The 19,897-nt window shown below is 45.5% G+C and carries 19 protein-coding genes; 12 read left to right on the top strand and 7 right to left on the bottom strand.

Annotation, left to right across the window (positions count from 1 at the left end; translation table 11 throughout):
• The first annotated feature begins 1 nt into the window (after position 1).
• Genes VNE01S_RS07905 through VNE01S_RS07860 form a run of 10 tightly spaced genes read left to right on the top strand, consistent with a single transcriptional unit; the run spans position 2 to position 9,473 of the window.
• On the top strand, positions 2–1,471 hold the full coding sequence (locus tag VNE01S_RS07905; protein WP_053395329.1) for a type II and III secretion system protein family protein: 1,470 nt from the start codon (positions 2–4) through the stop codon (positions 1,469–1,471).
• Positions 1,472–1,481: 10 nt separating this feature from the next.
• The gene (locus tag VNE01S_RS07900; protein WP_053395328.1) at positions 1,482–1,745 is read left to right on the top strand and encodes a hypothetical protein; all 264 of its coding nucleotides are present in this window, start codon (positions 1,482–1,484) and stop codon (positions 1,743–1,745) included.
• Positions 1,746–1,760: 15 nt separating this feature from the next.
• Positions 1,761–2,894: a Tad domain-containing protein gene (locus VNE01S_RS07895; protein WP_053395327.1), complete on the top strand. Its 1,134-nt coding sequence runs from the start codon at positions 1,761–1,763 to the stop codon at positions 2,892–2,894.
• On the top strand, positions 2,895–3,326 hold the full coding sequence (locus VNE01S_RS07890; protein WP_053395326.1) for a TadE/TadG family type IV pilus assembly protein: 432 nt from the start codon (positions 2,895–2,897) through the stop codon (positions 3,324–3,326).
• Positions 3,323–3,802: a TadE/TadG family type IV pilus assembly protein gene (locus VNE01S_RS07885; RefSeq protein ID WP_053395325.1), complete on the top strand. Its 480-nt coding sequence runs from the start codon at positions 3,323–3,325 to the stop codon at positions 3,800–3,802. The genes VNE01S_RS07890 and VNE01S_RS07885 overlap by 4 nt, the downstream gene beginning before the upstream one ends.
• A 12-nt stretch (positions 3,803–3,814) precedes the next feature.
• Positions 3,815–5,038: a CpaE/TadZ family protein gene (locus tag VNE01S_RS07880; RefSeq protein ID WP_053395324.1), complete on the top strand. Its 1,224-nt coding sequence runs from the start codon at positions 3,815–3,817 to the stop codon at positions 5,036–5,038.
• Positions 5,039–5,054: 16 nt separating this feature from the next.
• Positions 5,055–6,518, top strand: a complete 1,464-nt coding sequence (locus VNE01S_RS07875) for a TadA family conjugal transfer-associated ATPase (protein ID WP_053395323.1) — start codon at positions 5,055–5,057, stop codon at positions 6,516–6,518.
• A gap of 9 nt (positions 6,519–6,527) precedes the next feature.
• Positions 6,528–7,496, top strand: coding sequence for a type II secretion system F family protein (locus VNE01S_RS07870; RefSeq protein ID WP_053395322.1), 969 nt, complete (start codon positions 6,528–6,530; stop codon positions 7,494–7,496).
• Positions 7,497–7,499: 3 nt separating this feature from the next.
• Positions 7,500–8,447 (top strand): type II secretion system F family protein, encoded by a 948-nt coding sequence (locus VNE01S_RS07865; RefSeq protein WP_053395321.1) that lies wholly within the window; start codon positions 7,500–7,502, stop codon positions 8,445–8,447.
• Positions 8,448–8,453: 6 nt separating this feature from the next.
• The gene (locus VNE01S_RS07860; RefSeq protein WP_053395320.1) at positions 8,454–9,473 is read left to right on the top strand and encodes a tetratricopeptide repeat protein; all 1,020 of its coding nucleotides are present in this window, start codon (positions 8,454–8,456) and stop codon (positions 9,471–9,473) included.
• 93 nt (positions 9,474–9,566) lie between these two features.
• Here VNE01S_RS07860 and chrA read toward each other — a convergent pair whose 3' ends face one another.
• Entirely contained in the window at positions 9,567–10,709 is a 1,143-nt protein-coding gene (gene chrA / locus VNE01S_RS07855) for a chromate efflux transporter (protein WP_053395319.1), read from the bottom strand.
• A gap of 112 nt (positions 10,710–10,821) precedes the next feature.
• Between chrA and VNE01S_RS07850 the strand changes: the two genes are divergently transcribed.
• Positions 10,822–11,730, top strand: coding sequence for a LysR family transcriptional regulator (locus tag VNE01S_RS07850; protein ID WP_053395318.1), 909 nt, complete (start codon positions 10,822–10,824; stop codon positions 11,728–11,730).
• Between the two features lie 57 nt (positions 11,731–11,787).
• Here the strand turns inward: VNE01S_RS07850 and VNE01S_RS07845 are convergent, their stop codons facing one another.
• Positions 11,788–12,348, bottom strand: a complete 561-nt coding sequence (locus tag VNE01S_RS07845) for a gamma-glutamylcyclotransferase family protein (RefSeq protein ID WP_053395317.1) — start codon at positions 12,346–12,348, stop codon at positions 11,788–11,790.
• 220 nt (positions 12,349–12,568) lie between these two features.
• Here VNE01S_RS07845 and VNE01S_RS07840 point away from each other — a divergent pair, with 220 nt between their 5' ends.
• Complete coding sequence (locus VNE01S_RS07840) at positions 12,569–13,753, top strand: NnrS family protein (RefSeq protein ID WP_053395316.1); 1,185 nt, start codon at positions 12,569–12,571, stop codon at positions 13,751–13,753.
• Positions 13,754–13,817: 64 nt separating this feature from the next.
• Here the strand turns inward: VNE01S_RS07840 and glpD are convergent, their stop codons facing one another.
• The 5 genes from glpD to VNE01S_RS07815 all read right to left on the bottom strand — a co-directional run bounded on the left by glpD (position 13,818) and on the right by VNE01S_RS07815 (position 19,876).
• Positions 13,818–15,362, bottom strand: a complete 1,545-nt coding sequence (gene glpD / locus VNE01S_RS07835) for a glycerol-3-phosphate dehydrogenase (RefSeq protein WP_053395315.1) — start codon at positions 15,360–15,362, stop codon at positions 13,818–13,820.
• 181 nt (positions 15,363–15,543) lie between these two features.
• A complete protein-coding gene (locus VNE01S_RS07830; RefSeq protein WP_053395314.1) occupies positions 15,544–16,314 on the bottom strand; it encodes a DeoR/GlpR family transcriptional regulator in 771 nt (256 codons plus the stop codon).
• 191 nt (positions 16,315–16,505) lie between these two features.
• Entirely contained in the window at positions 16,506–18,023 is a 1,518-nt protein-coding gene (gene glpK, locus VNE01S_RS07825; RefSeq protein ID WP_061781635.1) for a glycerol kinase GlpK, read from the bottom strand.
• Positions 18,024–18,067: 44 nt separating this feature from the next.
• A complete protein-coding gene (locus VNE01S_RS07820; protein ID WP_053395312.1) occupies positions 18,068–18,919 on the bottom strand; it encodes an MIP/aquaporin family protein in 852 nt (283 codons plus the stop codon).
• A 435-nt stretch (positions 18,920–19,354) separates the two neighbouring features.
• A complete protein-coding gene (locus VNE01S_RS07815) occupies positions 19,355–19,876 on the bottom strand; it encodes a TetR/AcrR family transcriptional regulator (protein WP_053395362.1) in 522 nt (173 codons plus the stop codon).
• Positions 19,877–19,897: the final 21 nt, after the last annotated feature.

Here is a 19,897-nt window from a genome sequence, read left to right as displayed (position 1 = left end):
TATGAAAAGAATAATCACAATATTGGCACTATTTCTGACTTGCAGCAGTTGGGTTATGGCCGCTGCGCAAAGTGGAAAAACAGTGACTGTGCCTCATCACAAATCGACCTTTGTTCAACTTCAAGGAAAAGCTAAACGCGTTTCGTTAGGGGATCCGGAAGTACTAGACATTGTGATGATCAAATCGAACGAATTATTTTTAATCGGTAAGAAGTTGGGTTCAACGAACTTAATGGCTTGGGATAGACGCGGTCGTTTAATTGAATCAATCAACATTGATGTTACTCATGATGTAAACAGCCTAAAAGCGAAGTTGTATGAGTTTTTGCCTAACGAAAAGGTAGCCGTGCATAGCTCTCAAAACCGTTTGATTCTAAGTGGCCAAGTTAGCTCACAAGAGAAGATGAACTTAGCTCTACGCTTAGCTGAAACGTATGCTGCGGGTGAGTCAGCTGATAAAGGGACCGACTCGAGAAATAAAGAAGCCGAAGATACAGGGGTAGTCAACCTGATGAGCATCGGCGGTGCACAGCAAGTGATGTTAGAAGTCACCGTCGCGGAAGTGCAGCGCAGTCTGGTCCGCCGTTTTGACTCTAATTTCCATTTCTTTGAGGGTAACGGTAGCTTCTCATGGGGCGGCACATCTGCTGGTGGTTTCATTGACGATTTGGTCGGTGGTGGTGTTGGTCCTGTATTTAACGTTCCAACCATTGAAAGCACTGGGTTACTTTCCACCTTTATTGATGGGGATACCTTGTTCACTTTAGCGCTAGATATTGCGAAAGAAAATGGTGTGGCCAAAGTGTTGGCTGAACCGAATTTGACCGCACTGAGCGGAGCGAAAGCTGAGTTTCTTGCAGGTGGCGAATTCCCAATTCCAGTGCCAGACGATGATGGCATCACCATTGAATACAAACCTTATGGTGTAGGTTTGAAATTCATACCGACAGTATTGAGTGACAAAAAAATCAACCTCAACCTAGCAGTTGATGTCAGTGAAATTGCTAGCTCAACCACATTGACATTCACACCAAGTGGCTCTAACGCGGCGTACTTTATTCCACCAATCACCCGTCGCAGCGCATCATCAACATTAGAGCTGGCTGACGGTCAAACAATAGGTATTGCAGGGCTGTTGAGTGAAAACGTTCGTGATTCTATCTCAAAAATGCCTGGTTTAGGCGAGATCCCACTACTTGGCCAGCTATTCAACAGCCAAGAGTATATCTCGGGAGAAACTGAGCTGGTGATATTAGTGACCCCACGCTTAGCAAAACCGATAGACCGAGAAAGAGTGACGCTGCCAACCGATGCCTTTGTAAAACCGAACGATCTTGAATACTACTTGCTTGGACGTGGTGCATATTTAGCGAAGCCAACCGATGTTGAGCGTAAGCAAATGAACTCGAAAGAGATGAGAACGACAACGGGTGTCGGAGGAGCTGAAGGCTCATTTGGACATGATCTTTAAGGAGAGCACCATGAAAATGTATCTAACTATAGCGGCTGTTTCGACATTGGTGTTTCTTGGCGGTTGTGCCAATGAGCCAGAAAGCAGTTTGGGTTACCACATGGCGAAGGTCAAAAGTGAGCAAACCTACAACCCCAACGCAACCAGAGACAACATGCATGTGATTCCTGATGGTAATGGTGAACGGATGGAGGATGCCTACAGCTTTTACACTGGTAAAAAAGGTGAAGAGTTGAAAGGCAGTTCGACCAGTCAAGTCATAAAAGGATTTTAGATAGCTGAGGTTACTATGAAAACACAACGCCCACTTCGAGGTGCACACAAGGAACGAGGTTTGGTGGTTGTGATTGTTACCATTGCAATGCTGGTTATTCTTGGTGTTACAGCACTCGCGATTGATATCAACCACGCTTATATGAACCGAACTAAGCTACAAAATGGCGTCGATGCCGCAGCTTTGGCTGCAGCTGTGATACTTGATCAAAGCGGTACAGAGGCACAGGCCGAGACGGCTGCCAATGCGGCATTAACCAAGATGTCAGGCTCAGAGGGCAATGCAGAGCTGGATATGACTACCGCAGATATCAGTGTGACCTTCAATAACAGTTCTGATTTCTCAGGAGGAGCCTGTGTGGTTGGTAGTGATTGCTATGTTCGCGTGGTGGCGACCAACTTAGACCTGAACAGTTTCTTTATGCAGATGTTTAGTGATACCAAACAGGTTGGTGCAACGGCGGTAGCAGGGCCAAGTGCTGGAGGAAATTCGTGTAACGTTGTACCGATGGCAATTTGTGATTTTGATGAAGATTCAGAGGAAGAATTTACTAATGGTAGTAAATATGACCTTAAGTTGTCATCGAATACATCAGAGATGGGGGCGGGTAACTTTCAATTACTTGATTTTGATGTCGATGAAAGTGAAGTCCAAGGAAACAAAGATGATCATATTCGCCATCAGCTTGCTGGCAGTTATGCACAATGTCTTGAGCAAGGAGATATTGTAACCACTAAACCAGGGGGCACCGTTGGTCCTGTTGGACAAGGGTTAAATACTCGTTTTGGTGAGTATAAAGGTGGTGGTTTGAGTAGTTCAGAGTACGACTCTGATGAGGATACCGTGTCGTCAAACTACGAAGATTACATTGGAGAGGTGCACGGGATCGGGAATCTACGTCGAGTTGTCAATGTTCCTATCATTGACTGTTCAGATGCAGCAACCGGTCACCAAGATTTTGAAGTGGTTGAGTTAGGGTGTTTTTTTCTCGTGGATAAGGCACCAACGAACAATAGCGGCAAAGAGGCAATAGTAGGTGAATATTTGTCCGATTGTCCGATTAGGAACAGCAGAAATAATGGTGCTAGTTCTACTGCAGGCCCGTATCGCATTGTTCTCTACAAAGATCCATTTAACGAGGACTCATAAATGAAATATGTGCAACGAAAAGAATCAGGTATTGCTGCGGTTGAATTTACCATTGTTCTGCCGTTGCTGCTGCTATTTCTTGTGGCGATTGGTGAGTTTGGTAATGCGTTTATTCGTTACAATACCTTGAGCAAAGCGGTACAAAACGGTGCGCGCTTTGCTGTCTCAGAAGTTTATGGAACCGCGAAAGCTGAGAATATTGCACCCACGAGTGAAATTCAAAATGCCGTTATGTATGGAAGTCCGAGCCCGGCGGATGGAGCGACGCCAGTGTTGGAATCGTTAACCGTGAATGTGTCTTACGATGATGTGAATAATTACGTGGTGGTGACAGCTGCGTATCCTTACACGCCGATAGTGGGCGCATTTCTGGGAGATGCGCTATCTGACGTGACGTTGACAGCATCGTCAGTGATGAGGGTCGCGCCATGAAAAAAATGAAACGTAGCCAAGCAGGGATAACGTTGGTTGAGTTCACAATTGTCGCTTCTGTGTTATTCCTGATTTTATTTGCCATCATTGAAATTGCCATTTTTGCCTACTCGCTCCAGTCGATGAATGACATTAGCCGCCGTACTGCTCGAATCGCTGCCGTATGTGTAGTCAATGATGCCGATATACGCACTTTAGCGTTGAGTGAAGGCGCACCAAATGGATTTGCCGCAGACAATATTGAAATTGCTTATTTAGATGCGTCTGGTTCGGCTATTGCAGACCCTGTTACTAATCACGTCAACATTCATTATGTGCGTGCGCGGATAATTGATTTTGATTACGGTTTTTCAGGGTTACTTAGCTTTTTAGGAGACAGCGGAATTGTCCCTGTTCCTGACTTTCAAACTATTTTACCAGCGGAATCGCTAGGGGTATTAAGATCTAATGACCCCACAGCTAAGACCGATTGCTAAGGGAGAAGAGCCATGGGTGAAACAATACAGTTAGCAAGAGGTGACAGCAGTCATATACGGCTCAAAACTAACATTTTAATTTGGGTGCTTTACTCAAGTGAGAAGTTTAAGCTCCATATGCAATCGGAACTCTCTCTTTGTGCGAGTATTAGCTATGAAGCAGTCCCTCTTAACGATGCTATGTCCGAGAAAGTAAAAAGCTTGGCGCTACCTGATCTGATTTTTGTTGAGACAGGGCCAGGTTGGGCACAAAAGGTTGTTGAGTTGCAGCAGGGATCGATTCCTGAAATGGCTGAGAGCGAAGCGAATACATCACTGGTGGTGTTTGGTGACGAAAACGACAATGGAGCGCTGAAAATTGCGTTGCGTATAGGGGCCGTTGACTTTGTGTCTGATCGAGCAGAGTTGAATGACTTGGCACCTATACTTAAACACAGTGCTGAGGAAAAAGTCGCAACGAGACAATCCGGACAACTTTTTGTGTTTGTTAATACCAAAGGCGGCTCTGGTGCCACAACTCTTGCGCTAAATACAGCAGTCGAAGTCGCCAGCCAAAATAAGAAAAAAGTGTTGTTGCTTGACTTAGATATCCACTTTGGCGTCGTGGCCGATTATCTCAATGTGAGTCCTACCTACAGCATTAATGATGCCATCGTAAATGCTTCAGATTTGGATGAAATGTCCTTACAAGGACTCGTGACTAAGCACCCGTCGGGGTTGCATATTCTGAGTTTTAAGCACGAAAACCACAACGAGAACTTTGATAAAGCAGCGCAGTTGGGAGCTTTGTTACCAACATTGCTTGAGTTCTATCCTTACGTGTTTGTCGATTTATCCACTGGAGTGGATCGTATGTTTGCTCCAGTGCTTTCACAAGCATCTAAAATATTTATGACCACTCAGCAAAATCTCGTCAGCGTGAAGAACGCGACGCGTATTTTACGTTCATTGATGATGGATTATGGTGTTGCAAAAGATCAAATTGAGTTGATCGTGAATCGTTTTGATAAAAGCCAACAGATAAAAATGAGCGACATCGAAAATACGCTACCCGAGCTTAAGGTTCACGTTATCCCTAATGATTTTAAAGCGGCAATAGAAAGCGCCAACTTGGGTAAGCCGTTTGTTGAAGTGAAGCGAAATAGTGCGATGACGAAATCAATCATCGAATTGTCTCAAATATTAGCGCCAGAAACGCAAGAGCGGAAAGGATGGCTCAAGCGTTTATTTTCCTAAGGAATAGGAGGGTGGTATGTTTTTCAAAAGAAAAAACATCAATGTAGAGTTTCAAGACCAAGATGTTAAAGAAACGCTTGTTTCGCTTGATGACAGTAGTGAAAGGAAAGAGAACGAACTCGTAGATGTAGATAATGAAGCGCTACTAGAGCGTAAACTGCGAGAAGCAGAAAATAAAAACCGCGTTATTGATGATGCGCGTAAACAGCTAGAGCAAGAGCTAGCAGTTAAACACTATTTTCATCAGCGCTTGCTTGAAACTCTCGATTTAACTCTTTTATCGAGCTTAGAAAAAGAACGCGCCAAAAAAGATCTGCATGATGCCGTTGTACAGTTGATGGCCGACGACCAAACCCACGCTTTGAGTGCGGAAGGACGAAAACGCATCATCAAGCAGATTGAAGATGAGGTTTTTGGTCTCGGCCCGTTAGAGCCGCTGCTGCATGATTCCACGGTATCTGACATCTTGGTCAATGGCCCGAAAAGCGTCTACGTAGAACGTAAAGGTAAGTTAGAGCGAACGCCATATACCTTTCTTGATGACCGTCATTTACGCAACATTATTGACCGTATCGTTAGCCAAGTTGGTCGCCGTATTGATGAAGCTTCGCCAATGGTCGATGCGCGTTTGGCTGACGGTTCGCGTGTGAACGCGATCATTCCACCTCTGGCACTGGACGGTCCTTCGGTTTCTATTCGTCGCTTTGCGGTCGACAAGTTGACGATGGATAATTTGTTAGATTTCAACTCCATTTCTGAACCGATGGCGCGTTTCGTTGAAGCGGCGGTGCAAGGTGAGCTTAATATCCTTATATCCGGTGGTACGGGTTCAGGTAAGACTACTACTCTAAATATTTTCTCAGGGTTTATTCCTGTAGAAGACCGCATTATCACCATTGAAGATTCGGCCGAGCTGCAACTACAACAGCCTCACGTGGTGCGCTTAGAAACCCGCCCTGCCAACCTTGAAGGCAAAGGTGAAATTACTCAGCGTGAATTGGTCAAAAACTCACTGCGTATGCGCCCTGATCGTATTGTTCTCGGTGAGGTAAGGGGCAGTGAAGCGGTGGATATGTTGGCGGCAATGAACACGGGTCACGATGGTTCATTAGCAACTATCCACGCGAATACTCCGCGTGATGCATTGAGTCGGGTTGAAAATATGTTTTCAATGGCTGGCTGGAATATCTCTACCAAAAACTTACGTGCGCAGATTGCTTCTGCGATCCATATTGTTGTGCAAATGGAACGCCAAGAGGACGGTAAGCGCCGCATGGTCAATATATCCGAAATTAATGGGATGGAAGGGGATGTCATTACCATGTCTGAGATCTTTAGATTTCAGCGCCAAGGGATTGATGAAGAAGGCAACGTATTAGGATATTACACCGCGACGGGTGTTATTCCACAGTGCCATGATTCGCTATCCAAACGTGGGCACCCTTTACCGTTCGAACTGTTTAATGAGACGCACCGTTAGGAGGTCTCCATGCAAGAGTATTATGTGTACTTCCTTGGGCTTTTGTTTATTGCGGTATTTCTTATATCCCAGGCATTTCTATTGCCTACAGCGGGAAGAAAAGCCAAAAGTACCGCGATTGCGAAGCGTTTGAAGGCCAGCCAATCCAACTTGGATCTTGAAAGCCGAACTTTGCTCAATGAGCATTATTTGCGTAGTTTGTCACCCATTGATCGCAGATTGGTTCGTTGGTCATTCTTTTCAAATATGAAAAAAAACTTAGAGCTAGCGGGTTTGGATTGGTCTTTAACCCAAGTAGTCTCAGTACTTGCTATCTTGCAACTTTTAACCGTGATTATTTTTGTGTTGTTTTTGCAACCGATATATATCGCAGTATTAGCTTCGTTTATTTGGTGGCCGATGCTGTACTTTTACACTGTTAAAAAAACTGCTGCGCGTTTAGCGACTTTTGAAGAGCAGTTTCCTGAAGCGTTAGACATAATGAAACGTATGTTGCTTACAGGTAACCCAATCACTCAAGCGTTCAATGAGGTAGGCAACCAACTTAATGATCCTATAGGGGGTGAGTTTAAGAATACCTTTAACCTACTTAACTACGGTTACGATTTGCGTTTAGCGATCATGCAAATGGTGGAGCGTAACCCTACCGTCTCCATGTTTGCTTTTTCTAGTGCAGTGTTATTACAGAAAGAGACAGGGGGCAATCTTGCGGAAAACCTAGACAAGGTATCGCAGGTACTTCGTTCTCGCTTCAAATTATCACGCAAAATAAAGACACTCTCGGCGGAGAGCCGATTATCGGCTTGGATACTACTCCTAGTTCCTTTTGCGGTGTTTGTGATGCTCAATGTTGTTAATCCGGATTTTGTTGCACCGCTTTACGATGATCCTAGAGGTATAAAAATGATCTTGGTTGGTGTCACGGGTATTGCTATCGGGGCGCTGTGGATCAGAAAAATCATCAACTTTGAGGTATAGCATATGGATACGATATTAACGTTTATTCAAAGCGCTACACTTACGGAAGAGACGCTGATCCTTTCGATGGTTTTGCTGTCTACGGTGACGATTGTTGTTGCTGTGTTTTTAGTTGCTACTGGCAGTAGAACGGAGCTAAGGAAAAGGTTAGACACACTACCAGCGACCGGAACCGAAGGTGCCAAGAAAGAGGCATTGCATGACAAGGTTCACTCTCTGTCTCCACTGCTCACTCCTAAAAATGCCAAAGAGCGAGAGGATGTTCGCTTGAAGTTAATTCAAGCAGGATTCCATCATGAGAGTGCCATATCTTATTTTTACGCCATTAAAATTTTTGCGATGTTTTTAGGGTTACTTATCGCTGCTATCTATTATTTGTTTTCTGGCTCCGATTCTAGCTTATTGATTGTGGCTGGCGTTGGTGCTGGGGTTGGCATGTTCTTACCCAATATTGTTCTCGGCCACTTAGTGAAAAAACGTCAATTTCGAATTAAACGCGGTGTGCCCGATGCACTGGACCTTTTGGTGGTGTGTACTGAGTCGGGCTTGGGCTTGAATATGTCGCTTAATAGAGTGGCAAAAGAGCTGTTCATCTCTCACCCTGATTTGGCAGACGAATTAGATACGGTGTGTTTGAAGATCAAAGCGGGTTATGAAATGCCATTGGCATTCAAAGATATGGTCGAGCGCACAGGTGTGTACGAGCTGTCAGGGTTGGTTGGAATGCTCTCCCATGCTTCAAAGCTGGGTGGTAGTTTGGCCCAGACTCTGCGTGACTATACTGAAGACTACAGGGATAAACGAAATCAGGAAGTCGAGGAAATTGCTGCGAAAATCCCAACTAAAATGGTATTTCCAATGCTAGTGTGTATTTGGCCAGCGTTTTTCATCGTCGTTGTTGGTCCAGCCGCACTTGGTTTGATTGATACATTTAGCTCATTGGGCAATTAGGGAGAGATGCTTATGAACAAACTTTTAGTGATTTGCTCAGTGCTGTTGTTAAGCGCTTGTGCAAACAATAATACTCAGCAGAATGCGTTTGATAGTGAGCTATATGATGGCCGCCCTGTGGAAACCTTTAACACAGATACCGCGCCGACCACCGAGGTAGAAGCGATTAAACGTGGCGATTATGCATTAAATAGTCAGAATACCGATTTAGCGTTGTATGAATATATTCGCTCACTAGAGTTTGAAAACGCCGAGTACAAAGATAAAACGCTTTTCACTATCGGCAGAATTCATCAGTCACGAGGCAACTTAGCACTATCAGAAAAAGCCTATTTACTCGCACTGGAAGCGAACCCTAATAATATTCAAGTGCTTCAGCAATTAGGCTCGAATTACAGTAAGCGAGGAGACGTTGAGCAAGGGGCAAGTTACTTTGTGAGGGCCATCAATGCGGATCAGCTCCGTTTGGCCAGCCGTGAAAAAATCAATCAAGGAGATGTCACGGTCGATGCAATTAATAAGCTCAGCAGTGACACACAATCGCCTGCATTAGCGTATACAGGGTTAGGCGTACTATACGATGTCAAATCTAAGCCTGATATTGCACAAGCCTTTTATGAGCATGCATTGAACATTGAGCCTAACTCAAGTAAAGCGTTAATGAATTTGGGTTACTCTTACTATATGAATGGCGATTATGAGAGCGCCAAACGCTACACTTTGCGAGCTATCGAAAAAGATGGCAACAATGAAAAAGCGCAGAATAATTTGGCTTTGATTTATTTAGCTCAAGATGATGATCAGCGTGCGCTGAATGTCTTTATGCGTTTTATGGGCGCGCCGGAAGCATTGAACAACGTTGGGTATTTTTTGATGTTGCAAGGAAAACCAGAAAAAGCAGTGGCATACCTTCAGCAAGCGATCGATAAAAAACCGACTTACTATAAAGTAGCAAATGAAAACTTAGAGCGAGCGTTATTAGAAGTCAGAGCGAACTCTGCTGATTTGAGAGTGCGTACACAATAGAATTGCTCGATAGAATAGTATTAAAGCCTACCTTTCGTATATGCATCCATTTGAATCATCAAGGAAAGGTAGGCTTTTATTTGTGTCCGAACGCTAGTTAACGTAACCGATTAGGCCTCCGGAAAGAACAAAGAACCCTATCATCCAAAGAATGGATAAATTGAGCTTTTTGAGTAAGTAAAACCCTGTAATGATCAGCGCAACATCTATCGGCGCTGCTACGGCACTGCTAAATACGGGCTGATAGAGTGCTGCAAGCAAAAGGCCGACAACCGAAGCATTAACCCCATTTATCGCGCCTGAAACGATAGGCTTATTCGCTAAGGCTTGCCAGTTTTTGAGTACTCCGAGAAGCAACAAAAAACCCGGAAGAAATACAGCAGCAGTTGCAACCAATGCTCCTAAAATCGGTGTATCGGACAACTCATAACCAATAAAAGTCGCGAAGGTAAACATTGGGCCGGGAACGGCTTGGGCAGCAGCATACCCCGTTAGGAATGCGTCTTGACTCAGTTGATCTCCCACGATGTTCTGCAAAAGTGGTAGCACGACATGGCCGCCACCAAACACTAAGCTACCTGCTTGGAAAAAGTCACTAAACAGACCCAGCATTGGAAGGGTATGGGCAACCAGTGGTAAACCAAACAGTAGAACCGCAAACAATGCCAGCGGCGCGACGGACGGTTTAAATGCATCTGTGTGTTCGGTGGATTGGCTTTTCAGCCATTGCATACCAATCAAGCCCGCGATGACTAAAACAATCATCTGAGTGGCAATACCCGGCGCAACAAGCAGTGCGATGGCTGTTGCGACACACAAGCCCGCCGACAGTTTGTTCTGGCAGAAGTTTTTGTACATTCCCCACGTGGCATCAGCGACCACAACCACCGCCAGTAGCTTCAAGCCATGAACGATACTTTGGAACAGGCTGGTATCGGTAATTTGGCTGCTTGCCGCGGCTAAAGCGAGCATGATCAATACCGAAGGGAGCGTGAAGCCTAAGAATGCCGCGCAAGCACCTCCTAAACCACCACGTTTGTAACCTAACGCAAAGCCAACCTGACTAGAGCCCGGCCCAGGGAGAAACTGGCTAAGCGCGACGATTTGGGCGTACTCACTGTCATTTAGCCATTTGAGCTTCTCAACGAAGGTCTGGCGAAAGTAGCCTATGTGGGCGGCGGGGCCACCAAAACTAATCCAGCCAAGCCAGAAAAACGTTTTGAAAATAGAAAACATTGCTTACTACTCATATCAACCAATTTGCTTGAAATGTACGCAAAAACAGTAAATGACTCAAATTGATAATTTCGATACCCTTTATGAATCAAATGGGATTGGAAAATTCAAGATGAAAGAATTCAATTGGAAAGGGGTAGATTTAAACCTGCTGGTGGCATTTCAGGCGTTGTATCGTGCCAAGAGTGTTAGCTTAGCGGCCGAGCAATGTCACGTCAGCCAGTCTGCAATGAGCCATACGCTGCAACGAATGCGTACCTTATTTGATGATCCGCTCTTTGAGCGTGTTGGGATAAAAATGGAACCCACGCGGTATGCTCAAGAGATAGCTCCCACCATTGATCTGCTACTGGGTTGCATAAAGAATGATTTGTTGAGCAAAAAGCACTTCTCGCCGGACGACTACAGCGGAGTATGGAAAATAGGCCTGACTGACTACGCAGAGCAGCTCTTTGCCCCGCAGATTTATGATGCCATTAAGCAGCACTCGCCTAATGCTCAAGTTAGCTTTTATAACGTTAACCGCAGTAATTACTTAGAGATAGCGGAAAATGAAAAACTGGACGCCATTATCGGTAGCATTGAAAACTTAAATCGACGTTTTCTTTGCGAGCATTTGTATACCGAGCAACACTTATGCCTGTTTGATCCGCAAAGTGTTGCGTTCGATCTGCCGTTAACGCTTGAGCAATTCGTTAAGGTGGAGCATGCCTTAGTGAGCCCTGATGGAAGTTTAAAAACGCAAGTTGATAAGCTGCTTGCTAAGAGAGGGTTAGAGCGTCGCGTTGGTGTCGCATCGCGTCATTTTCTGACCATCAGACGTTTACTGATAGGAAGAGAACTGGTGTGTATTATTCCCAAACGCTTTGCTGAGTTAGAACTGTACAGCCATACGCTCGCGGCCGTTGCCGCACCGATAGAAGTGCCTGATTTTGATATTCGCTTACTGTATTTCAAGTCCAACCAATATGAAGAGAAGAGTGTGTGGATTCGAAAGCTAATCTCGCAGATTGTTAAGTAGATGAACTGGTATCGCTGACCAGTTCATCATCAATCAGTGAGCATAATCGACAACATACTAGGCCACGACATTACCAATCAGTTTATCTATTTGTGCATGGTGTTCTGGCCTGACTCCCGCAAGGTTGCCATATTTGGGCGCGTGGCGATCATTTACCAACGGGTGGTGCCAACCCAGCGTGCTGTCAACAAATTGTTTGGCAAACTGTTCTGAAATTTCCAAGCAGCCTGCTAAAACGGTATCGACGTATGTTTGGACGATAGGGCTTAATTTACAGGGTGGCTCTGGGCTATCTTTAATGTACACCCAGACTTGATCGTCTTTCGTTATATGAAGATCACAGTCAATGTCTGAGGCAGGAACCAGCACGCGATGGTAGCCACGTTCACGGATGTCGAATTCAGCTAACCCTGCTTCATTTACTTGCAGCAAAACACCATTCACGGAACCATGGCCTTTATCGACAACAAGAGGAGAGAGTGTGTAGCTGCTGTCGATTTTACCCCAATGGCGCTGAAACCCAGCTACGATTGCGGGGGTGGCTGCTGAAGTTTGCCCGGTTAATTGGCGGGATGCAGAGTTCATCAAACTGCCATAACCAAAAATATACGTCGTCATCCTGATCTCCTTTAAGTTGATGGTTCTAAGCTACCTATTTAACCGCTAAAAGAGAAGAGTTACCTTTTTACTCTTTGTAGTCTTTTTGACATTATTTTGGGTGTCATTTTGACTCTTTTTTGTGGTTGTTATGTTCGTAAGGTGCTGAAAATAAACGATTGATGAGTTGGACTGAATCTTGCTGTACTTCTATTAGTATTTCGTTATTTGGGGGCAGACAGTGCTCAATATTACAGACAAAAAAGTAGAAGAAGCGATTCCACCACTACTACGTTTAGGCTTTAGACCATTCTTTCTTTTCGGTTCTCTTTATGCGGTTATCGCCATTGTCCTGTGGGTTTGGATGTTTCAGACAGGCCAGCCTTCCATACTTAAAGTCCCTGCACTTTGGTGGCATGTGCATGAAATGTTGTTCGGCTTTGCTATGGCAATCGTGGTGGGCTTTGTTCTGACGGCGGTGCAGAATTGGACCGGCATAAATGGCACAAAACAAGCTCGGTTAGGGCTTTTAGTCGTGCTTTGGCTTTTGCCTAGAATCCTGTTTTGGACGCCTGCGCCACTGTGGTTGATCTCCAGTATTGAAGCGTTGTTTCTTGCCTTTACCGCGTTTGAAGTCGGCACTCGGGTGATTAAAGCAAAAGGGTGGCGAAACCTATTTTTTATCCCACTATTTATTTTGGCGATTATCGCCAATTTCGCTAGTTACGCGACGATCAAAGGTATGCCTCCTTTCCCAGCTTCGGCAGTATGGCAAGCGATGCTATGGTGGTTCACCTTGCTACTGTCAGTAATGGGTAGCCGTGTCATCCCATTTTTTACCGCCAGACGATTCAACTTTGAGAAGCCCCAACCACTGATGGTACTGGAGTGGGCCGCTAACCTGCCGTTAGTGGGATTGTTTGTGCTCAGCTTCTTCCCGATGACGTTTGAACAGTTAGGACAACCCTTGATGCTCGCTTCAGGAATCGCACACTTGATCCGCGTGCTCAGATGGCAGCCTTGGCGCACTTTGAGTGAGCCATTGGTTTGGTCATTGCATGCCGCGTATTTGTGTATTCCAGTCAGCTTGTTGTTGCGTGGGGTGATTGATAATCCGTTTGCAAGCCACAATATGATCCACCTGTTTGCGATTGGTGCGTTAGGGGGCTTAGTTCTCGCGATGATCGCGCGTGTGACCATGGGGCATACCGGACGTGCGATTTACCAAGGGCCAAATATGGCACTCGCATTTTCCGCGCTTATTCTAGCTGCTTTGATTCGTGGTCTTGGCGTTGCGTTCATGCCTGAACATCTGATGATGTGGGTGAATGTTAGTGCAACGCTGTGGGTGTTTGCGTTTGGTATGTACTTATGGCGCTTTGGCTACATGTTAATGACGCCAAGAGCTGATGGGCACCCAGGCTAAATACCTGTTATTGTGTAAAGAGAAAAATCCCTCGATTAGCGAGGGATTTTTACGTTTTGGGGTATTAGCTGGCGGCGGATAAGCGAACCACCTTATCCTTGGGGTGCTTTGCTGCGATATAGTCAGCGATGGCGGTTTGGGTTTGACCATCCAGATACAGCCCCAACTTGGTTCTTCGCCATAACAGGTCATCGATGGTTTTGACATGCTCATGGTCGATCAAATAATCAATTTCACATTGATAAACGCCGTCTGCGAATTGCTGCCCCATTTCTTCTTCAGATCCGATATTGCTGAGCAATTTATGCGTGTAAGTACCAAATTGACGCACATAGCGCATCGCTAATTTATCTGATAGCCAAGGGTATTGCTCAGTTAGCGATCTGACTAATTGCTCACGAGAGCAACTGAAGTTCCCTCCTGGTAAGGCTTGGCTGTCTGTCCAAGGTTTACCCATAGCCGAGAAGAAAGGCTCGAGTTTCTTCATCGCCGCTTCGCCTAACTTACGGTACGTGGTGAGTTTACCGCCGAAGATTGAAAGCAGAGGCGCTTGATCTAGCTCTTGTTCAAGCTCTAAGGTGTAATCACGCGTGATCGCTTGAGGAGAGTCCGACTCATCATCGCATAGCGGACGCACACCGCTGTATGTCCAGACCACATCGTTGGATGAGATCTGTTTAACAAAGTGTTGGTTAACGATATCGACCAAGTATTCCACTTCATCATTGTCAATCGCCACATCGCGAGGATCACCCTGGTATTCCACATCGGTGGTACCAATGATCGAAAAGTCATCCATATAAGGAATAACGAACACAATACGGTTGTCTTTGTTTTGCAGAATATAAGCTTGTTCCTCATCGTGCACCTTTGGCACCACAATGTGTGAACCTTTGATCAAACGAATATTGCGTGGCGATGGGGTGTCTAAGCTATCATCAAAGAACTGCTTAACCCAAGGGCCCGCTGCGTTCACTAACGCTTTTGCTTTTCGTTCAAATTGCTCGCCAGTTAACTGATTGGTGATGGTGATTTTCCAGATCCCTTGTTCACGCACTGCACCATCCACTTTGCAGTAGTTAGCGACTTCAGCACCGTTTTCTTGTGCCGCTAAGATATTGAGCAGCACTAAACGCGCATCATCGACCCAGCAATCCGAATATTCAAAGCCGACTTTCATTTCTTCTTTGAGCAAGCCCGATTTGGCGAGGTTAACCATGTGGCTTGAAGGTAATGTCGTGCGCTTACCCAAGTTATCGTATAGGAACAGACCACAACGGATCATCCACGCTGGGCGAAGGTAAGGGCGGTGAGGTAGACGAAAACGCATCGGCTGAGCGACATGCGGCGCTTTTTTCAATATCACCTCACGCTCGGCGAGTGCTTCCGAAACCAAACGAAACTCATAATGTTCAAGGTAGCGTAAACCGCCGTGAATCAACTTTGAACTGGCTGAAGAAGTGGCTGAAGCAAAGTCATTAGCTTCAAAAAGGGCAACAGACAAGCCGCGTCCTGCAGCATCTGCCGCGATACCTGCACCATTGATGCCACCACCAATGACGAGTAGATCCAACACCTGAGAGTCTTTGTTTTGTTTCTTTGTATACATAGTCACTGACCTAGCTAAAATTGAGCGAACGAACATTTAACAACATAAATAAACTGTAGCTCAACTTTCGTTTTTGGTCATTATTTATTTTCGATAATGTTCGTTTTGTGTGATTTGTGCATAAAAAAACCTCTCCTTGTTGGAGAGGTTTCAGTTTCAATGACTAAACGAGCAAGCTCGCTTAAAGGGGAGATGCGATTTCCACCGGGATCTTATGTTCTTTTAAAATGTCCTGAATCTCGTCTGGTGGCAGCTGGTCGGTGAACAGTGTGTGGATTTGCGTTATGTTGCCCAGCTTCACCATTGCGTTGCGACCAAACTTAGAGTGATCGACTGCTAAGAACACGCTACGGCTGTTTTCTATGATCGCCTGTTTAACGCGAACCTCGTGATAATCAAAATCCAATAAAGAACCGTCGTAATCGATACCGCTGATACCGAGAATGCCGAAATCGAGCCTGAACTGTTTCACAAAGTCGAGTGTTGCTTCGCCGACGATACCGCCATCGCGGTTTCTGACTTCGCCGCCCGCTAAAATCACGGAAATATCGGGGTTAGGCAGCAGAATGCTGGCAACGTTTAAGTTATTGGTGACTACGCGAAGTTGTTTGTGATCTTCACTCAGTGCTCTGGCCACCGCTTCGGGAGTCGTTCCGATATCGATAAACAGTGTTGCACCATTTGGGATATGCTTAACCAGCTCTTCGGCAATCAAGTCTTTTTCGGTGAAGTTCTGCGACTTTCGAGTCGAATAAGCGGTGTTTTCCGAGCTGAGTGGTACGGTAGCCCCACCATGATAGCGTCGGATTTGGTTGGCATCTGCGAGTTCATTTAAATCGCGGCGGATGGTTTGCGGGCTGACATCAAATCGTTCTACGAGCTCTTCGGTGCTGACATAGCCTTGTTTTTTAACCAGTTCAATAATCTGCTGATGCCTTGGGATTTGTTTCACACATGACTCCTTGATGTGTTCGGAAGGCTAAAAAGAACCTTCGAAAATGCGCACTTACGCTATTGTGCGTCAATTTAGGAGCACAGAGAAGCAGCAATCGGCGGGAATCAGGCGTTAGACAGAAAAAAAGAGCATTCTTAGAATGCTCTTTTGCTCATTTTCATGGATGAAGTGGCTAAGTCGTTGTTGTCTTAGTCGTCCATGTCATGCAGTTCTGCCCAAGTTTGCGCACATTTCACCGCACGCTTCCAGCCTTTGTAGCGTCGAGCGCGCTTTTCTTCATCGTGATGAGGGTTAAAGGTGCGATCGAGCTCTGCTTTGTCTTTTAGCTCATCAATGCTATGCCAGAAATCCACGGCCAAACCCGCCAGGTAAGCGGCACCTAATGCAGTCACCTCAGTGACTTTCGGGCGGTGAACTTCGGTATCGAGTACGTCAGATTGGAACTGCATTAAGAAGTTGTTCGCTACTGCACCGCCATCGACGCGAAGGTTGGCCAGTTTTATTCCTGAGTCAGCTTGCATCGCATCCAACACATCGCGAGTCTGATAAGCAATACCTTCCAATGTTGCACGGATAATATGGTTAGAGTTTACGCCTCGGGTTAAGCCAACAATGGTTCCGCGTGCATACGCATCCCAATATGGCGCGCCAAGACCTGTAAAGGCTGGTACTACATACACGCCGTTAGAGGTGTCAACTTTGGTTGCAAAGTATTCAGAGTCTTTCGCATCTGCTAGCAGTTTCATTTCGTCGCGCAACCACTGGATAGACGCGCCACCCATGAATACCGCCCCTTCTAGAGCGTAAGCCGGTTCACCCGCAGGTCCACAAGCTAGCGTGGTCAACAAACCATTGTGGGAGGTAACTTTTTCTTCGCCAGTGTTCATTAGCAAGAAACAACCTGTACCGTATGTATTTTTCGCCTGGCCGGCTTCGACACACATTTGGCCGTAAAGTGCCGCTTGTTGGTCACCGGCAATCCCTGCGATTGGAATACGCGTACCGCCTTTACCACCAATGTTGGTTTTGCCGTACACTTCTGATGAACGTTTTACTTCCGGCATCATTGATGCAGGAATGTTGAGTTCTTTCAGTAGCTTCTCATCCCAGCACAGGTCGTTGATGTTAAACAGCATAGTACGTGATGCGTTGGTGTAGTCGGTCACGTGGACGCGGCCTTGAGTCATTTTCCATACCAGCCAAGTATCCACAGTACCAAACAACAGCTTACCGGCTTCCGCATCTTCACGTGCCCCTTCCACGTTGTCTAGAATCCACTTTACTTTTGTGCCCGAGAAGTAAGGGTCAAGCACTAGGCCTGTGTTATCACGCACATAGTCTTCCAGTCCACGCGCTTTTAAATCTTCACAAATGTCTGCGGTGCGGCGACATTGCCATACGATCGCGTTATAAACAGGTTTGCCGGTTTCTTTGTTCCAAACAATCGTGGTTTCACGCTGGTTAGTAATACCAATTGCGGCAACTTCATCACTGCTGATACCAGATTTATTTAACACTTCCACTAATGTTAAGCTTTGTGTTGCATAGATTTCCATCGGGTCATGTTCAACCCAGCCTGCTTCAGGATAAATCTGAGTGAATTCACGTTGTGAAACGGCAACGATGTTTGCATCGTGATCTAAAACGACAGCGCGTGAGCTCGTGGTACCTTGGTCAAGAGCAACAATGTATTTCGGGTCGGTCATGGTCAGATCCTTTTAGTCTCGTTCTTTATATTTTAGTTAATTGATTAAGCGCGAACTTCTGTCGCTTCTTCCGTTTCGTCACATTGGTTAGGAATAGTACAGCCTTGACCTGTTTGTGGCAGGTAAGCGGCGATTGCTTTCGGGTATAACCAGCCCCCAAAGCATGCACCAGCGATCGGTGCCAAAATTGGTACGATAAAGTAAGGGATATCTTTTGCTCCGCTCAAGGCGTAGTCCCAGCCAGCAAAGTATGCAAACAGCTTAGGGCCAAAATCACGTGCAGGGTTCATCGCAAAACCTGTCAATGGACCTAATGAACCACCGATCACTGCGATAAGAATACCAATCAGAAGTGGGTTCATTGCACCACGAGAGGCGCCATTATTCTCATCACCTAATGCTAGGATGGCGAACATCAGCACAGCCGTAATGACAAACTCAACCGCAAAAGCACCAGAGAAAGACAGTGCGGCATTCGGGTAAGTAGAGAAGATGCCTGCGGTTGCTAAACCTTCTTGGCTTGAACGCACAAAGTTGTGCGCGATTTCGTATTCGCTAAATAAGTTGGCGTATAAGCTGTAGACCAGCGCTGCAGAGCTGAAAGCACCTAAAAGTTGAGCAAGAATGTAAGGGATAACTTTCGCTTTATCAAAACCGTGGAATGCCGCCAACGCAATCGTGACTGCTGGGTTAATGTGTGCGCCGGATACGCCCGCCGTACAATAGATCGCGATAGTGACGCCAAGGCCCCAAACGATACTGATTTCCCATTGGCCAAATTGAGCGCCAGTCAGTACTAGAGCTGCGACACAGCCGACGCCAAAGAAGATTAATAATCCTGTGCCGATGAATTCGGCTAAGCACTCTCCAAAGAGAGTGGGTTGTTTATTGTTCATAGTGAGAGTCCTTAAGTTCCATTTATACGTGTTATCTGTAGTGGTACAACGCACATTCTGCATATCTAAATTCATTCGAAAATAGAAATGCGACAAAAATGAGCGTTCGAGCATCATTTTGATAATGGAAAGTGGTTTTTTTGTTAAATGAGTCATCGTTTTGATGCTTTTGTGAGCGGTTGTGATGTCTGGGCGGAAAGTAAGTGGTCTCAGGGGTAATGCGCAGATGATGATTTGTGAATGAATATATAACTATATGTATAAGCTACATTTTATTAACCATTCTATGCGTGACTTGTTGTTGGTATGTAAGTTTTAGGTGGGGAAGGACAACAATCGTTTGCTGCTATTGATTTTGTTTTATCTGGTCATACCAAATAGAAAGTAATTGAGCGAACGGGATTATGGTGAGTGAATTCGCTCAATAAACGGTCATTATTTATTTAGGATGAGCTGAAGCTTTTCTTCTAGTTCTTGTAAGGCCTCATTCACACAGGGTAAAGGTTTACTCAGGTGGTGGATCAAGGTCATAAAGTAGCAATCCATTAGCAACGGGATTTTGGGGATCAAGTCACAGGGTAAGTCGACAGACTCAAACAGCTGCTGATTAAAATCTTGGTAATAATCGAGATCCCATATCACTTCTTTTAGCAGCGCACGACTCAAATCCACATTGTTAAAGTAGAAGTGGTAATACGTACTGACTAAGTGTTTTCCCAACGCTAAATCACTGTGAGCGCTTTCTTCAAGCGTTTGTTTACTTAGCTGAGCAAGTTGACTCAGCATCCCTTCGCGTAGCATTTCGAGTTTAGTCGGAAAGTGACTGAATACAGTCCCATCGGCCACATTGGCGTGGCGAGCGATTTGCCTGGTTGTGGTCTCTTCATAGCCGTTTTCAGCGAATAATGCCCAAGCGGCGTTGAGAATTCGTTCTCTGGTAATTTGTCGTTTATTCATGGTTAATCCCGCAAATGATTC

Origin of the sequence: Vibrio nereis NBRC 15637, assembly GCF_001591105.1 — a bacterium.
Classification (GTDB): domain Bacteria; phylum Pseudomonadota; class Gammaproteobacteria; order Enterobacterales; family Vibrionaceae; genus Vibrio; species Vibrio nereis.
The sequence above is the reverse complement of the archived record's forward strand: the minus strand, read 5'-3'. Positions and strand labels throughout refer to the sequence as shown.

Excerpts from the sequence above, each read along its gene's own strand:
- VNE01S_RS07905 (WP_053395329.1), top strand. The coding sequence starts at position 2 with ATGAAAAGAATAATCACAATATTGGCACTATTTCTGACTTGCAGCAGT.
- VNE01S_RS07900 (WP_053395328.1), top strand. The coding sequence starts at position 1,482 with ATGAAAATGTATCTAACTATAGCGGCTGTTTCGACATTGGTGTTTCTT.
- VNE01S_RS07895 (WP_053395327.1), top strand. The coding sequence starts at position 1,761 with ATGAAAACACAACGCCCACTTCGAGGTGCACACAAGGAACGAGGTTTG.
- VNE01S_RS07890 (WP_053395326.1), top strand. The coding sequence starts at position 2,895 with ATGAAATATGTGCAACGAAAAGAATCAGGTATTGCTGCGGTTGAATTT.
- VNE01S_RS07885 (WP_053395325.1), top strand. The coding sequence starts at position 3,323 with ATGAAAAAAATGAAACGTAGCCAAGCAGGGATAACGTTGGTTGAGTTC.
- VNE01S_RS07880 (WP_053395324.1), top strand. The coding sequence starts at position 3,815 with ATGGGTGAAACAATACAGTTAGCAAGAGGTGACAGCAGTCATATACGG.
- VNE01S_RS07875 (WP_053395323.1), top strand. The coding sequence starts at position 5,055 with ATGTTTTTCAAAAGAAAAAACATCAATGTAGAGTTTCAAGACCAAGAT.
- VNE01S_RS07870 (WP_053395322.1), top strand. The coding sequence starts at position 6,528 with ATGCAAGAGTATTATGTGTACTTCCTTGGGCTTTTGTTTATTGCGGTA.
- VNE01S_RS07865 (WP_053395321.1), top strand. The coding sequence starts at position 7,500 with ATGGATACGATATTAACGTTTATTCAAAGCGCTACACTTACGGAAGAG.
- VNE01S_RS07860 (WP_053395320.1), top strand. The coding sequence starts at position 8,454 with ATGCTTATGAACAAACTTTTAGTGATTTGCTCAGTGCTGTTGTTAAGC.
- chrA (WP_053395319.1), bottom strand. The coding sequence starts at position 10,709 with ATGTTTTCTATTTTCAAAACGTTTTTCTGGCTTGGCTGGATTAGTTTT.
- VNE01S_RS07850 (WP_053395318.1), top strand. The coding sequence starts at position 10,822 with ATGAAAGAATTCAATTGGAAAGGGGTAGATTTAAACCTGCTGGTGGCA.
- VNE01S_RS07845 (WP_053395317.1), bottom strand. The coding sequence starts at position 12,348 with ATGACGACGTATATTTTTGGTTATGGCAGTTTGATGAACTCTGCATCC.
- glpD (WP_053395315.1), bottom strand. The coding sequence starts at position 15,362 with ATGTATACAAAGAAACAAAACAAAGACTCTCAGGTGTTGGATCTACTC.
- glpK (WP_061781635.1), bottom strand. The coding sequence starts at position 18,023 with ATGACCGACCCGAAATACATTGTTGCTCTTGACCAAGGTACCACGAGC.
- VNE01S_RS07820 (WP_053395312.1), bottom strand. The coding sequence starts at position 18,919 with ATGAACAATAAACAACCCACTCTCTTTGGAGAGTGCTTAGCCGAATTC.
- VNE01S_RS07815 (WP_053395362.1), bottom strand. The coding sequence starts at position 19,876 with ATGAATAAACGACAAATTACCAGAGAACGAATTCTCAACGCCGCTTGG.